General features: G+C 37.4%; 13 protein-coding genes. All 13 read right to left on the bottom strand.

What is annotated here, in order from left to right:
• Positions 1 to 75: 75 nt before the first annotated feature.
• Positions 76 to 1,611, bottom strand: coding sequence for a bifunctional metallophosphatase/5'-nucleotidase (locus BCR22_RS05155; protein ID WP_069653916.1), 1,536 nt, complete (start codon positions 1,609 to 1,611; stop codon positions 76 to 78).
• A complete protein-coding gene (locus BCR22_RS05160) occupies positions 1,595 to 2,830 on the bottom strand; it encodes a metallophosphoesterase (protein ID WP_069653917.1) in 1,236 nt (411 codons plus the stop codon). Before BCR22_RS05160 ends, BCR22_RS05155 begins: the two co-directional genes overlap by 17 nt.
• Before the next feature lie 17 nt (positions 2,831 to 2,847).
• Positions 2,848 to 3,630 (bottom strand): phosphonate ABC transporter, permease protein PhnE, encoded by a 783-nt coding sequence (gene phnE / locus BCR22_RS05165; protein WP_069653918.1) that lies wholly within the window; start codon positions 3,628 to 3,630, stop codon positions 2,848 to 2,850.
• Entirely contained in the window at positions 3,627 to 4,406 is a 780-nt protein-coding gene (gene phnE / locus BCR22_RS05170; RefSeq protein WP_069653919.1) for a phosphonate ABC transporter, permease protein PhnE, read from the bottom strand. Before phnE (BCR22_RS05170) ends, phnE (BCR22_RS05165) begins: the two co-directional genes overlap by 4 nt.
• Positions 4,406 to 5,170, bottom strand: coding sequence for a phosphonate ABC transporter ATP-binding protein (phnC, locus tag BCR22_RS05175; protein WP_069653920.1), 765 nt, complete (start codon positions 5,168 to 5,170; stop codon positions 4,406 to 4,408). Before phnC ends, phnE (BCR22_RS05170) begins: the two co-directional genes overlap by 1 nt.
• Before the next feature lie 173 nt (positions 5,171 to 5,343).
• Positions 5,344 to 6,273: a phosphate/phosphite/phosphonate ABC transporter substrate-binding protein gene (locus BCR22_RS05180; RefSeq protein ID WP_083241755.1), complete on the bottom strand. Its 930-nt coding sequence runs from the start codon at positions 6,271 to 6,273 to the stop codon at positions 5,344 to 5,346.
• 485 nt (positions 6,274 to 6,758) lie between these two features.
• The gene (locus tag BCR22_RS05185; protein WP_069653922.1) at positions 6,759 to 7,766 is read right to left on the bottom strand and encodes an ABC transporter substrate-binding protein; all 1,008 of its coding nucleotides are present in this window, start codon (positions 7,764 to 7,766) and stop codon (positions 6,759 to 6,761) included.
• A gap of 39 nt (positions 7,767 to 7,805) precedes the next feature.
• Positions 7,806 to 8,570: an ABC transporter ATP-binding protein gene (locus tag BCR22_RS05190; protein WP_069653923.1), complete on the bottom strand. Its 765-nt coding sequence runs from the start codon at positions 8,568 to 8,570 to the stop codon at positions 7,806 to 7,808.
• A 2-nt stretch (positions 8,571 to 8,572) separates the two neighbouring features.
• The gene (locus tag BCR22_RS05195; protein WP_069653924.1) at positions 8,573 to 9,664 is read right to left on the bottom strand and encodes a FecCD family ABC transporter permease; all 1,092 of its coding nucleotides are present in this window, start codon (positions 9,662 to 9,664) and stop codon (positions 8,573 to 8,575) included.
• A 26-nt stretch (positions 9,665 to 9,690) separates the two neighbouring features.
• Positions 9,691 to 10,314 carry a nitroreductase family protein gene (locus BCR22_RS05200; RefSeq protein ID WP_069653925.1) on the bottom strand — a complete coding sequence of 208 codons (624 nt, stop codon included), beginning with the start codon at positions 10,312 to 10,314 and terminating at the stop codon, positions 9,691 to 9,693.
• A 324-nt stretch (positions 10,315 to 10,638) separates the two neighbouring features.
• On the bottom strand, positions 10,639 to 11,262 hold the full coding sequence (locus BCR22_RS05205) for a PepSY domain-containing protein (RefSeq protein ID WP_069653926.1): 624 nt from the start codon (positions 11,260 to 11,262) through the stop codon (positions 10,639 to 10,641).
• Positions 11,263 to 11,370: 108 nt separating this feature from the next.
• Positions 11,371 to 12,738: a sensor histidine kinase gene (locus BCR22_RS05210; protein ID WP_069653927.1), complete on the bottom strand. Its 1,368-nt coding sequence runs from the start codon at positions 12,736 to 12,738 to the stop codon at positions 11,371 to 11,373.
• Positions 12,725 to 13,435 (bottom strand): response regulator transcription factor, encoded by a 711-nt coding sequence (locus BCR22_RS05215; RefSeq protein ID WP_069653928.1) that lies wholly within the window; start codon positions 13,433 to 13,435, stop codon positions 12,725 to 12,727. The genes BCR22_RS05210 and BCR22_RS05215 overlap by 14 nt, the downstream gene beginning before the upstream one ends.
• Positions 13,436 to 13,863: the final 428 nt, after the last annotated feature.

The following is a 13,863-nucleotide window of genomic DNA, read 5'->3' on the forward strand; positions in this document are numbered from 1 at the left end:
TTCGTTATTCATAAAAAATGCGTTACAAAACTAAAAAAAGTTTTGTAACGCATTTTTTCTTGAAACAACCAACATTCATCCCTCTTGAGCACACGAATGATTGATCTTGTAATTCATATTTTTAGGCACTACTATCTCTTCTTTTGCCTGAATGTACGCAACAATTAATCCAACAATTTCTTCTGCCCCTTCATTAAGAACAGGACATTCCAGATAGGTTTTAAACCCGCCACCACCACTTGCTCGATAATCACTTAAAGCAATCGTAAATTCATCTGTATCTTTGATCGGCTGGTTATTATAACGCAACTCGGTTACACGCTTTCCAGCCTTTTGGCAGAGATCGATCGTATAATCAATTCCAAAGAAAAAGTCAAAATGATAGTGTTCAATTTTAGGATACAAGTAATGGGTTGAAATGTTCACTTTATTTTGTTTGTCCAAACTAAAATAATCCATATTTTTGTCCACAACTTCTTTTAATTGAGCCCCAGTGATGTTTAGCGTAATCAGCTGATTTGTGTATGGATACGTCGCAATCACATCTCGCATCGTTACCTCTTTATGAAATCCAGGTGATGTATTTGCTAAAGAAACTACTGTGATTTGAGCATTACTAGCTTGTAATTGAATCGCTCCAATTAATTCTATCACTGGACTTCCATGCAGTGCCATCTCTAACTTGTCGCTCGCTAATGCATCGCTGTCCAGTTTGCCAATTGCTTGGTCCAAAAAGCTTTGTACTTTTGCTTCCAAAGGCTTTAATTCATTTACCAAATCAGAATCTGGAACAGCACTAGGTTTGCCTACACTCGCTGTTATATCTATGATATTATTCGTTTTTTCAATATCGATTTCAAAATAATTTAGCGCATTCGATGACGGTTGTACAACATAAGTACCATGCAGCAATTGTCCCTCGATCAATAAATGCTGATGTCCTGTCAACAATAAATCAAAATCAAGTTCCTCACAGATTTTATAGCCAATATTTTCACGTGTTTTAGACAAGAGCTTCCCTGATTTCACGTCTCTTTCAAACCCGCCATGATAAATACAAATCGTAAGATCAACTTGTGGTTTCATTTCCTCTAGCGCCTGTTTTGCCGCTATAAATGGATCAGCTATCGTGATATCTTTGATATTGTCAGCTTTTTCCCAAACAGTGATATACTCTGTCACCACGCCGACAATGCCTACTCTTAAGCCATTCGCTACGGTTTTGATCGTCCACGGAAATTTTTTGGTATTAGTGCTTTTATCTAAGATATTCTCGCACACACAGGTTGCTTGAAGGGCATCTAGATACTGATACAAGTAACTTGTGCCATAATTAACATCATGGTTCCCTAATGTGACAAAATCATAGCCAGCTTGATTCAAGACCGTTGCTTGAGGAAACCCTTCCTCCGGATGAGCTTGACAGTAGGTTGCTAAAGCTGAGCCTTGCAGCATATCTCCACCATCAATAATCAATGTATTCTCATCTTTTTGAAAGTTTGGCATACATTTCAATAGCCCCATATCTTTTTCTTGTGTATCCGCATAATTGGTTGGAAATAAATAGCCGTGAACATCTGATGTATAGTAAATTTTAAGTTGTTGCTTCATCTTGTTTCACCTCATTCCTGTATTGATTCATATTAATCCAAGCTATATATTCGTCAAACAGATTATAAATATAATTTGTTTCCAAACGATAACTTGGAAAGATTGGTTCATTAGTCGTTACTCGATAACTCGATTGGTCAGGTATGAGTTGGCCATTTACTATGGTTAGACCTTCAATAGGTTGTCTTAACAGTAGCTCTTTCAGTTCGCTTTGAGAGACATGGTAGGTTGATAGCGTATACGGTGGCCTAAAGCTGCTTAAAAAAGAGCCAATTGTTGTTCCTTTTACGTTAACAGCATAAAACGTTCCTGGAACTTTCTTCGCTAAATATTGTGGAAAACAGCTTAGATCAAGTTTTTTTTCCAACCATTTTTTGTAATCTGACTGATCGTACAAAGAGTAACTAGCTGGTGCAACTTTTTCGGTACTGATCAATTGAGCTTTTTTATCTGTCACTTGATTTTCTTGAATCGAAAAAGTTAATTCTCCAATGTAATTGCCTCGATAGCCAGGTTGGACAAATGCTGTATTGTTTACTATTCCTGCATTGATTCGATGCTGATGCCCACATACCACACCGTCGATCCCAACTATTTCACTAATGATTCGATAAGTCTGATCTTCTCCTGTATCGTATTGCGTAGGCTGCCCTGTGTCCATATCCCGTTCAATCCCGCCATGGTAGCTGACAATCAACACATCGACCTGTTCACGCACAAGCGGTACCCAGCGGTTCAAACTCTCAAGCACATTGATGAATTTCAAATCCTTAATTTGATCATAATCAGTGATTTGGGGCATTGCACCAGTGATCACACCAATTACACCAACTTTCAACTCACCACGTTCAATAATCGTATACGGCTCAAAAATCAATTCATCTGCTAAATCTAAGACGTTGGCGCAAAGGTACTGACCGTTAAACGCAGCAACTTGACGCTTCAAAAAATCAATTCCATAATCGAAATCATGATTTCCTGGAACCATTACATCAAATCCAATAGTATTGGCTAATTCAATCAAAGGCGAAATAGCCATAGTGGTATTAAAAAAAGTAGTCTCAGGACTACCCACTAAAAAATCACCATTGTCGATCAGAATCGGTTCATGATACTTTTCAGCAATCGCAGGAAGAGAACAAAGACCGTTCTCTCCATTTGCTGCGGCTGTTAAAAAACCATGGACATCTGTTGTACTTAATATCGTTACTTTATCCATTTTTCTATCCTCACGAATTACTGTAGTTTTTTACGTAAATAACCAGTTACAGCATCGATTAAAAATACTGTAATAATGATTCCGAACAAGATAATCCCGACTTTATCCCAGGCTCTTGCCTGAATCGCAAAAATCATTGGCGCACCAATTCCACCGGCTCCAACTAACCCAAGTGTTGCAGCACTGCGAACGGCTATTTCAAAGTGGTTCAACGCTAATGACAAAAAGGTTGGAATCAATTGAGGCAAGCGCGCATAAAACATTGTCTGCCAAAAATTAGCCCCCACAGCAGTCATTGATTCTACTGGCGCCTCATCCATCGCTTCGATTTCTTCGGTATATAATTTACCTAACATTCCGATCTGATGAACGCCGATTGCCAAGACCCCAGCAAATGGGCCAGGACCAACCATCTTCACAAAAATAATAGCATAAACAAGTTCTGGAAAAGCTCTTAAGACATTACAAATGAACTTACCGATTTTTGAAACGATCGTATTTGATTTCCATAGGTTGTGGGCGCTGATAAACGTTAGAGGTAATGCTAATACTGTCGCAATAACGGTTCCTAAAAAAGCGATCCCGATCGTTAACAATAACAAACTTAGTAAATCTTCACCGCTTCCATCATAAATGTATCCCCAATCAGGTTGGAATAATCCTGAAAATACGGATTTAACCATATCAAAAGACATATTTCCAGCTTCAGAATAATCAATCCCCGCTGCCGAATAAAGAATGATTGCTAAAACAATAATGATCGGCAAATAGCTTTTTAACTTTCGATTCATGCTCATCATACCAACCTCTTTCTGATCATTTCACTGATCCAATCGATTGTGATCACCACAACTAAAATAGATAAAATAATGATCGACACTCGGTCATAGCGCATCAAGCTCAATGACGAATTTAAAATCACACCGATTCCACCAGCACCAACATACCCTAGAATCGTTGATGCACGAATGTTGACTTCAAATGCATACAAAGAATAGCTGGCAACTTGGTGCGATATTTGCGGTGCAATTGACCAAAAAGCAATCTGAGTCTTTGTTGCACCAACTGATTCAGCTGCTTCGATTGGTCCAAGATCGATTGTTTCGATAGCTTCGTAAACTAATTGTGAAACCATCCCAAATGTGAAAACAGCAATCGTTAAGACCCCCGTGAATTCACCGATCCCAAACATTGCTACAAACAGTGCCGCCAGCAATAGGTTAGGAATTGTCCGGACGATACTCATAAAAAAACGAATGATTGTTGTTATAAAAAAGTTTCTGGTTACAACTGTTGTCGCTAGAAATGCAAACGGCACAGCACATATTACGCCAAGCGTGGTTCCAACTACAGACATTTTGATTGTTTTCAACATCGGCTCAATGATTTTAGGAATATACCCCCAATCAGGACTAAGAAAACGTTGTAAAAAAATGCCCATCTGATCTAAGTTATTAAAAACATCTGCCATTTCGGCGCCAGTCACACGTGCACTTGAATACACACATAAAAGGAGCAATACTACGATAAATAAATGCTTATATAAATCACGGTGAATCGTATCTTTTACCTTCATTACGCAACACCTTCAGTTTGTTTCAAAATATCCGCACCATAAATACTCGTCAAGACTTCATCAGTCGCTTCTGCTGCAGTCCCATCAAAAACAACTTCTCCATCACGTAAACCAATGATTCGACTAGAAAATTCACGGGCTAAATCGACAGAGTGAAGATTGATCACTACAGTGTGATTCAACTCCTGATTGATTTTCTTTAAGTCTTTCATGATTTTTTGTGTCGTGATTGGATCTAATGACGCTACCGGTTCATCTGCTAAAATAATCGATGCTTGTTGAACCAACGTTCTTGCGATCGACACACGCTGTTGTTGCCCACCACTTAACTCATCACTTCTTGAATGAAGCTTATCTGCTAGGCCAACACGATCTAACGCGTCATTGACTAATGCATAGTCCTCTTTTGAGAAAATCCCAAAGATACTTTTCAGCGTGGAATAATAGCCTAGTCGACCTGAAATAACATTTTTTTGAACAGAACTTTTTTTTACTAAATTAAAATGTTGAAAAATCATGCCGATATTTCTACGAATTCTGCGTAAATCTCTTTTATTGGCTTTCGTGATCGAAGCACCATCGATGTTAATATTGCCTTCAGTGATTTCATTTAACCGATTGATCGAGCGTAACAATGTACTTTTACCCGCGCCACTTAATCCAATCACTGACACAAACTCACCGTCGTTGATGGTTAAATTAATATTTTTAAGTCCTTTAACCCCATTATTGTAGGTTTTTGTTACATTTTCAAACTGAATCATGATTTCTCCTTTTTAATAAAAAAATAGAAAAGGCTGAGACAAAACTAATTCCTAGTTTTGTTTCAGGCTCTAAATCCGAATAAACGGCGAGAAAAAAGCAGCTCCTTTTTATTTATCAAAGCTAAAGGCTTTTGTCTCGTCCTCGTTAGGTCACTCATTCATGTCGCAACGCTTTATTCTGCTGCTTTTTCTGTATATTCTTCGACTGTATCGTAATTTTTATCGTCCGCTTCTACATAGCCTTTGTGTCCCCACATTGCCATCGCTTCTGCGCCTTCTGAATCTTTGGGCATTGCCAAGAAAACCTCTTTGACTTTTGCTTGTAGGTCTTTATCCATCTTAGGTTGAACGGCGATTGCATCATTTGGAATATCACCATCTGTTAGATATAAGACTTTTAACTCTTTAAACAAGTCATCTTTTTCAAATTTTGAGGCAAACACATTACGTGCTCCTTCAAAAACAAAACAAGCGTCTTGCTGGCCATTCAAAACAGCGGTAATTTCACTTGGAATATCATTAACCGTTGTCAGTGTGACATCCTTCGTTGGATCGATCCCTACTTCTTTCATTTCAACAACTGGATAAATATAGCCGCTGGCTGAATTGGGACTTAAGCTCGCGATTTTTTTGCCTTTTAAGTCTTTCAAAGAATCAATTCCGCTATCTGCTCGTACAAGCACTTCACCTTTGAAGGTGCTAGATAATTTATCCGCTTCTGGTTTCCCAGTTTCACGGTTGAACGCGCCTAGTTCAGAAGATAGAATCGCTGTGGCAGCTTTTTGATTACGTGCTTGAACGTATGCTGATGGCGGCATGATCCCGATATCTACTTTGCCTGATGCCATAGCCTCAACGATTGTTGAATAATCTGTTGCTAACGTAACATTGACGTCACGTCCTAATTTTTCTGACAAATAGTTTGCGAAAGGTTTCGCTTTTGCTTCCATTGAGCCATCGTTGTTGGTTGGTACAAATTGTAATTCTAATGGCTTCGTATCATCCGCAGCTTTTTTATCGCCACCTGACCCACATCCTGTAAGTAACCCAACACTCAAACCAATAACAGATAGCAACCCTAACAATTTCGTTCTCTTTTTCACTCTTTCCATCCCTTCGCATGTCGATATTCCTAAAGTTGAAATTACTCTCCTACTTTAGCTATATCCATTGTATTTTAGTGGTGTAAATTTATCATAATAATGGCGTAAATGTTGTGTAAATTTTCTGAAATCCGCTTCATTATTATTTATGTAAATCAATCGTGCAATTGCCTGTTACTATTCAGTAAATTCTACTGTTTTTATCCTTAAAAATGAACGTAACAAACTAAATTTAGTATAGCATAAATCTCCTTTTTTTCTAGACTAGTTTTCATTTCTCTCTTATTTTATGGTCTGATCTATTTTTATTTTAAAGTAGAAAAAACCTTTATTACAAAGGTTTTTGAGTGTTTCGTACTATTTGTTGTTCTTCAATAACACTAAACTCTTGTTATCCTTTCATTCTTTGAATGTAGTCAAAAAAAGGGGGGCTATTACTCATAGAGTCTTGACCCAACCTCCTTTGATACAGAATAGACGATTGCTTATTTTTCCGGATACATTTGATCCGCTAATTTTTCAATTCCATCTAATGATTGGTAGCCATAACCAAACATATAATTATAATCCATCGCATAAACTTTTTTGTTTTTTATGGCTTTCATACTTGAAAGTTTTGGATTTTTCAAGACTTCATTGATCATTTTATCGCCAGAAATCCCTTCTTTCAACGTGCTCCAATCTGCTACAATCAAAACATCAGGATCTGTTTCAATCAATTTTTCTATACTGACTTCACCTTTTTCATCTCTGAAAACATTGTCTAGTTTCACCATTTTGAAAATGTCATTGAAAAACGTTTCATTATTTGCAGGATAAACATATAATTCAGCTGGATCTGTTGTATGAAGATAAGCAAACGTTTGGTCTTCTTTGATTTTCGTAAGTTTTTTCTCGACATTGGCTTGACGCTCTTTCAACTCTGCCTTGAATGTGCCTGCTTTATCCGTTACATTGAATACTTTGCCTAAATTATCGATATCATCATAAACAGAATTAAATGTGCCACCCGTCACAGAAGAATTCAATACGAAGGTTTTGATTCCCATTTCATTTAGCGTATCAACAGTACCGACACCCCAGTCTTGGTTATCAAACAGCCCCCCGCGTCCATAGATCAAATCTGGATCAACACTTAGCGCCATTTCTTTGCCAATATAATCGGTAGATAAATGATTCAATTCATTAAACTCTTTTTCGACTGCTTTATCAGGTTCGCCAAATACTGCACCGACACCAACAATTTTATCTTTTAAGCCTAAATGCAGTAATAACTCTGCTGCAGGTTGTGTATTCGCTAGAACTTTTTCTGGTGCTTTATCAAAAGTTTGTTCTTTCTTTTTCCAACTTTCCGCACCTTCTGCTTTCGTAAAATTTTGAACCGTTACAGGATACCCTTCACTTTGTTTTGTTTCAGCTGACTTTTGCTCTTTTTGACCGCAACCTGTTAAAATCGTTACCCCTATTAAACTAACAATAAGTGCTTTTTTCATTTTTTTCGCTTCCTCTACATATAAATTTAAACCTTGGGACTAGTCTAATGAATAAGAAAATCCTAAACCCCGGGTCACTGGATTTTGATAAATCGTGCATTTAACACCGTAAATTTCTTCAATCAAATTCGCGGTAAATAAGTCCGCAGGTTTGCCTTCCGCAATGATTTTCCCTGCCTTCATTGCATAAATATAATCACAATAATGAGCTGCGAGTTCTAAATCATGGAGTGCGGCTAAAACTCCGATTCCAAGATTTTTTACACAACTCAATATTTCAAGCTGATAGCGAATGTCCAAATGATTCGTCGGTTCATCTAAAATCATATAACTAGGCTGTTGTGCAATCGTCCGAGCTAAAATCACCCTTTGTTTTTCACCACCAGATAGTGACAAGAAGCTTCGCTCAGAATAGCTAGTTAAATTGGTCTTAGCTAACGCATCCATCACAATCTCATTATCTTCTTGTGTATCTGATTCTAATAACTTCTTGTGCGGTGTTCGCCCCAATAAAACCATTTGAAAAACACTTAAATCAAAATTCAATTCATTAAACTGATTCACTACACCTAATTTTTGAGCCACTTTTTTTTCAGAAACCGCTAAAAGATCCAACTCATCTAAAAATACACGGCCAGCTTGCGGTTTGATTCCTTTATATATCCCTTTTAGCATCGTTGATTTGCCACAACCATTCGCTCCGATAATCCCCACAAATTGTTTTTTTTGTGTTTGAAAAGAGATACTTTTAACGATCGATTCTTGTCCGATCAAGATTTCTAAGTCGTTTACAGTTAATTCCATTGTTAGCCTCCGAAATTGTAGCCTTTTTTGACAATAATGTAGATAAATAACGGTGCACCGATCACGGACGTAATAATACCGATTGGCAGTTCTACACTTGGAATAATGACTCTTGAAAGCAAATCAGCCCAAATCATAAAGAGAGAACCTGACAAAGCGACAATCGGTAGCAACCGTTTATGATCTGACCCGATAAACCCACGGACGATATGCGGAATGATCAATCCTACAAAACCAATCATGCCAGAATACGCCACAATCACTCCTGTCAAAAGAGCAGACAATAGTAAATACAATTGACGATATTTGCTCAAAGGAACCCCCAAAGTAACCACCGCTTCATCACCTAATAACATCACATTCAAGATACGATGTTGAAATAAAAAGAAACCCGTGATCACAACAACCGTGATCGACAAAACGCTCAACTTATTCCAGCTTGCAGAAGCTAAACTCCCCATTGCCCAAAATGTTACAGTCTTCATGCCTTCCGCATTATTCGCAAGATAAACAATGAAGCTTGATATAGAACTACAAAGAGCACCAATCACCGAACCGGATAGAACCAATTTAACCGAAGTCATGCGACCACCGATTCCCGACAAAATAAGCACACCAAATGCCGCAGCCATCGCACCAACAAATGCTCCAAAAGCTAACCCAAATTGAGAAAAAATACTTCCCGTACCAAATCCGACCAAAATCGCAAAAGTTGCACCCAGTGAAGCGCCCGAGGAAATGCCTAAGATATAAGGATCCGCTAACGGATTTTGAACAACAGCCTGCATCACAGCTCCAGTAATAGCCAACCCCATGCCCACAAAAACGGCTAAAATCACTCTTGGTGTCCGAACAAACCAAATAATATTGACCGCTGAATTACTCGCGATTCCATCAAGCGATCCAAATCTACCACCTGATATTTTGGTTAACAGAATTTGACATACATCTTCCATAGAAATATTCGCTTGCCCATTGATCAACGAATAAACAATTGAAAAGAAAATAAGTGCGATCAATACTAACAACATCAACGAAAAAAATTGCTGATTTTTCGTCTTGTTTCTTCTATCACTTGCCTTGATTACTTGCAAAAAAATACGCCTCCTGTGTATCAGAACTACTCATTGCCTTCACTCATTTCCGCTATTTTATCAGACAGTTGAGCTGTCCATTGATCTACCGATTTTCTCCGGCTTGTCGGGATTTTCATCGTTTCATCTATTGCACTGATATCAAGCAACCCGATAATTTGTCGCTCTGCTGTCACGCCAACAGCCTGTTTGAACTTCTCATCAAAAATAACTGGAATCGTCCGCCAAGTCACGCCGATTTGTTTTGACCAAGCAGCCAATTGAAAATTTTGAATAAACGCTGAAACAGCCCCTACTGCTTCCAAGTTCATTTTTTCACTTTCATGTGTAGGCGCTGTGACAATCAAGGTCAAAGGAACCGCTAGAAAATAATCACGTGTTCTTTTTTTGGCTGTTGCTAGATTTTGCTGATCATAGTGTACCCATGTATTCAATCGATCATAGCTTTCCATGATTTTTTCAACAAATAGCTGACGATCTTGCGCAACATTGACGATAATGACTTTCCACGGTTCTTCTTTCGAATGATAAGGGGCATAACTTGAACTTGTTAATAGTTCATCTATAACTTCCATAGAGATTGCTTGATTGGATAATGTCCGAATCGTCCGGCGCTCTCTAATGGCTTGCTCAATTGAATCAATGTCCATCATTTTTCTCCTATTCTTTTATCCTTTATCTGTAGTATCATTTTAGAATAAACCATCGTAATAACTGACAATGAAAATCATTCTCAATTAGGAATTAAGAGTACCATTTCATTATTTTATTTGCAAGTCTCTTTTCTATTTTTAGATTAAAAAAATGAGGCTTAAACATAACTCTACGAGTCATATCTAAGCCTCAAGGAATCCGAATAAACGCTTGGAGCAGAAGTAATTACTTCACTTTGCTTCGGAAATAATCCCTTCTGTCCCAACCTTAACTTTTGTTGCATCCTTTTACAGTCCATAAAAATAGAATCTGTTTCCTTTTTAGTCGTCTAATTTTTTCTCCAAAACATCTCCTGTTTGAGCGTTGATTTTTACAGTCATCTCTTTATTTCCAGTTTGTACTTTTACTTCCCAATAAGTAACGGATAGGTCTCGTTCTAACGACCACTCGATTGCTGTTCCTTCTCCGACACTGTCTTGCGCAATTTTTGAGACATCTTCTAAAGATTTGATGTTCTTCAAATCTAAGGATTCATTCGTCTTTTCGACACCATTTTGTTCATCTTCATCTAATGTTTCTTCACGATCTTTTTTAAGATCGCCCGTTTCTGCATTGATTTTGACTTCATATTCCTTAAAATCATCTACACCTTTGATTTCATAATAATAGACACCAAATGAAGGATCTAACTCCAAAGAGGTGATTGATGTATTTGGGTATGCCTCATTATAAGCTTTGATTGCATCCTCTACACTTACATTTATCTGTATTTGTTTTTTCGTAGCGCTGTTTGACGTGCTACTAGAATTTTGCGTTGTTGATTGGCTCACTTCTGTACTCACTTTACTTTGTTGGTTTGTCTCTAACGACTTATCGGTCTTTGTACAGCCCGCTAGAGCAAAACTTAAACATAATGTACCTACTACTATCATCTTTTTATTCATTTTATCCATCCCTTTCAATTTTCCATTTCTGATTTGCTTTACATTATTATTTTAGCAGGTAAATCCTATTAAAAAATAAATCAACATGAAAGTTAAATGAAGAAATCTTCATTTTACAAGCGTCACGACAAAACGAGTTCCTTTAGGCAATACATCTGTCACAGCGATGGCCCCTTGATATTTTTCAACAAGCTCCTTCACAATCGATAAGCCAATTCCTGTACCAAAAATCTCACTGGAGCGGGATTGATCCACTCGATAAAAACGTTCAAATATTTTTGCTTTCTCCTCATCAGGAATTCCCATACCGGAATCTTCAACAATGAAGCGAATCGTAGCCTCATCAGAAAATAGTTCAACAGTGATTGTCCCAGCAGCATCTGTATATTTCATAGCGTTTTCCAGTAAGTTCCGTGCAATCTGATAAAAATGTTCTGCTTGCCCTTCAACAAAAATTCCTGATTCAATGTTAAGGATGACCTCTTGTGACATCATGACTTTCAGTTCATCGACTGTTTGTTGAATCATCAAAGATAAATCCACCGATTCTGTATCAACTTGTGTATCTAAACGGCCTAACAAAAGTAATTTCTCTACAAGTAATTCTAGTCGTTTTGATTCTTTATCCACATAATCAAGCGAGATTGGGATCACTTCTGGATGTGACACGCCACGGCGTTTGATCAAATTAACATGTCCGCGAATTGCAGCGATCGGTGTTCTTAGTTCGTGAGAGGCATCTGTGACGAATTGTTGCTCTCTTTTCAAATATATTCTTTGCTTCACTAGTAACTGATTGAACGACTTTGAGATATTTTGAACTTCCTGCGGTGTTTTTGGTATCGTTAGCTGTTGTTTAGAATCCGAGATATTCAGTTGATTGATTTCCTCATCCATGATCACCAATGAACCACTTAATTTTTTAGAAAAACGATGTGTTACCAGCGATCCAAAGACAATTACAGCCAACGTGATAAAAATCGTTAACGAAAAAATACGCCCAATCAATTCAAATTGGTCTTCCATATCTATTAAAATCGTTACTTTTGCCCCTTCCTTTTTAAAACTTTCATAGTAGTAAGGCTCGATTTCACTTGTCCATAAAATACGGTCAACTAAAATGAATTGTTTCAACTGGGGAAATTCCTGAAATACCTCTTCGGCATCGTCGGAAGAATAAATGACTTCCCCAGAGTTCAACTGAACGTAAATGAGATAAAGAGAACTGTCCTTTGAAGTATTTTTCACTAGAACTTCTTGCCATTCTTTAGCCTCTTTTGCATCACTATTTTTTAAAGAATCTTCCAACAATTCTGCCTGTTTTTCTGTTGATTCGTATAGTTCTGCTACTGTAATGCCCATAATCGCTAGACTTAAAATTAGTACAGCAGAAATAAGTAACCCAATAAAACGAATGGTCAATTGAAATTGTGTTGTATTTTTTCGTTGTTTGAGTGTCGTTTTAATTTTTTTCATTATTCATCCTCAATACATAACCTACTCCTCGAACCGTTTGTATCAATCGGCAAGATGAATCATGGTCCATCTTATTTCTAAGTGAACGTATATAGACATCTACAGTGTTCGTTTGCCCAAAATAATCATATCCCCATACTGCATTCAATAGTTCATCCCGTGAACGTACTTCTTCTGGATGTTTGATTAATTCTGCCAGTAACTCAAACTCTTTTTGAGTCAATTGAATGTCTTCATTATATCGTTTGACTACTCGTTTCGTTATATCTAAGGTTAAATCACCATACTGAAATAGTACAGGTTGTTGCTGAAGTTTCTGGAATTGTTCTTGGCGACGAATAATCACTCTGATTCTAGCCAATAATTCTTCGATATCGAATGGTTTTGTAATATAATCATCTGTCCCAGCATCCAATCCAGTAATTTTATCTGTTACTTGGTCTCTGGCGGTCATCATAATAATCGGGACTTGGCTCGCTCGACGAATCCTTCTAGCAACTGTGATTCCATCATATTTTGGCAACATCCAATCTAATAACAGCATCGTGATTTTTTCTTGATTTTGTTCATATAGCTCTAATGCTTGTTCACCATCCGCTGCGTGTAGTACTTCATATCCTTCAAATCGAAGTTCTTCCGAAATAAAATTAGCTAGACTCGCTTCATCTTCCACTAATAAAATGACTATGTCCTTCATTTTTCCACCCGCCTTTTTGTATAGAGTACCCAGTATTTAAAGCGAGGTCAATCAAATCATGATGAAAATTTTTTCATTTATTAGATTCCGCTAAAAGTTCTACTATGTAAAAAAAAAGAAGCCAAAAATTCAGCCTCTTTTTTGGGCTCTATAATATATTGTGTTGGTGGAAATCAAAAAAGATTTTCTACCAGCACTTTTTTGAGCATTTAAATACAAAAAAGGAACAACTAACTGATAAAATGAAATCGACAAAAACCACAAATCATCAGAAAGGTTGTTCCCTATGGATAAGAATACCAGATTATTGCTCGGACTTACAGACAAAAACCTCCGGTTTGAAGAAAATTGGTTGGAACAAAGACCAGTAAAAGGAGTGCAAGCTCAAGTGATTAAAGCCAAGCTGACCTATTCACCTACTCATTGCG

The sequence above is a fragment of the Enterococcus plantarum genome, assembly GCF_001730295.1.
GTDB lineage: Bacteria > Bacillota > Bacilli > Lactobacillales > Enterococcaceae > Enterococcus_L > Enterococcus_L plantarum.

What these genes read in the sequence shown, in the direction of transcription:
- BCR22_RS05155 (WP_069653916.1), bottom strand. Translation starts at nt 1,611, where the DNA reads ATGAAGCAACAACTTAAAATTTACTATACATCAGATGTTCACGGCTAT.
- BCR22_RS05160 (WP_069653917.1), bottom strand. Translation starts at nt 2,830, where the DNA reads ATGGATAAAGTAACGATATTAAGTACAACAGATGTCCATGGTTTTTTA.
- phnE (WP_069653918.1), bottom strand. Translation starts at nt 3,630, where the DNA reads ATGATGAGCATGAATCGAAAGTTAAAAAGCTATTTGCCGATCATTATT.
- phnE (WP_069653919.1), bottom strand. Translation starts at nt 4,406, where the DNA reads ATGAAGGTAAAAGATACGATTCACCGTGATTTATATAAGCATTTATTT.
- phnC (WP_069653920.1), bottom strand. Translation starts at nt 5,170, where the DNA reads ATGATTCAGTTTGAAAATGTAACAAAAACCTACAATAATGGGGTTAAA.
- BCR22_RS05185 (WP_069653922.1), bottom strand. Translation starts at nt 7,766, where the DNA reads ATGAAAAAAGCACTTATTGTTAGTTTAATAGGGGTAACGATTTTAACA.
- BCR22_RS05190 (WP_069653923.1), bottom strand. Translation starts at nt 8,570, where the DNA reads ATGGAATTAACTGTAAACGACTTAGAAATCTTGATCGGACAAGAATCG.
- BCR22_RS05200 (WP_069653925.1), bottom strand. Translation starts at nt 10,314, where the DNA reads ATGGACATTGATTCAATTGAGCAAGCCATTAGAGAGCGCCGGACGATT.
- BCR22_RS05205 (WP_069653926.1), bottom strand. Translation starts at nt 11,262, where the DNA reads ATGAATAAAAAGATGATAGTAGTAGGTACATTATGTTTAAGTTTTGCT.
- BCR22_RS05210 (WP_069653927.1), bottom strand. Translation starts at nt 12,738, where the DNA reads ATGAAAAAAATTAAAACGACACTCAAACAACGAAAAAATACAACACAA.
- BCR22_RS05215 (WP_069653928.1), bottom strand. Translation starts at nt 13,435, where the DNA reads ATGAAGGACATAGTCATTTTATTAGTGGAAGATGAAGCGAGTCTAGCT.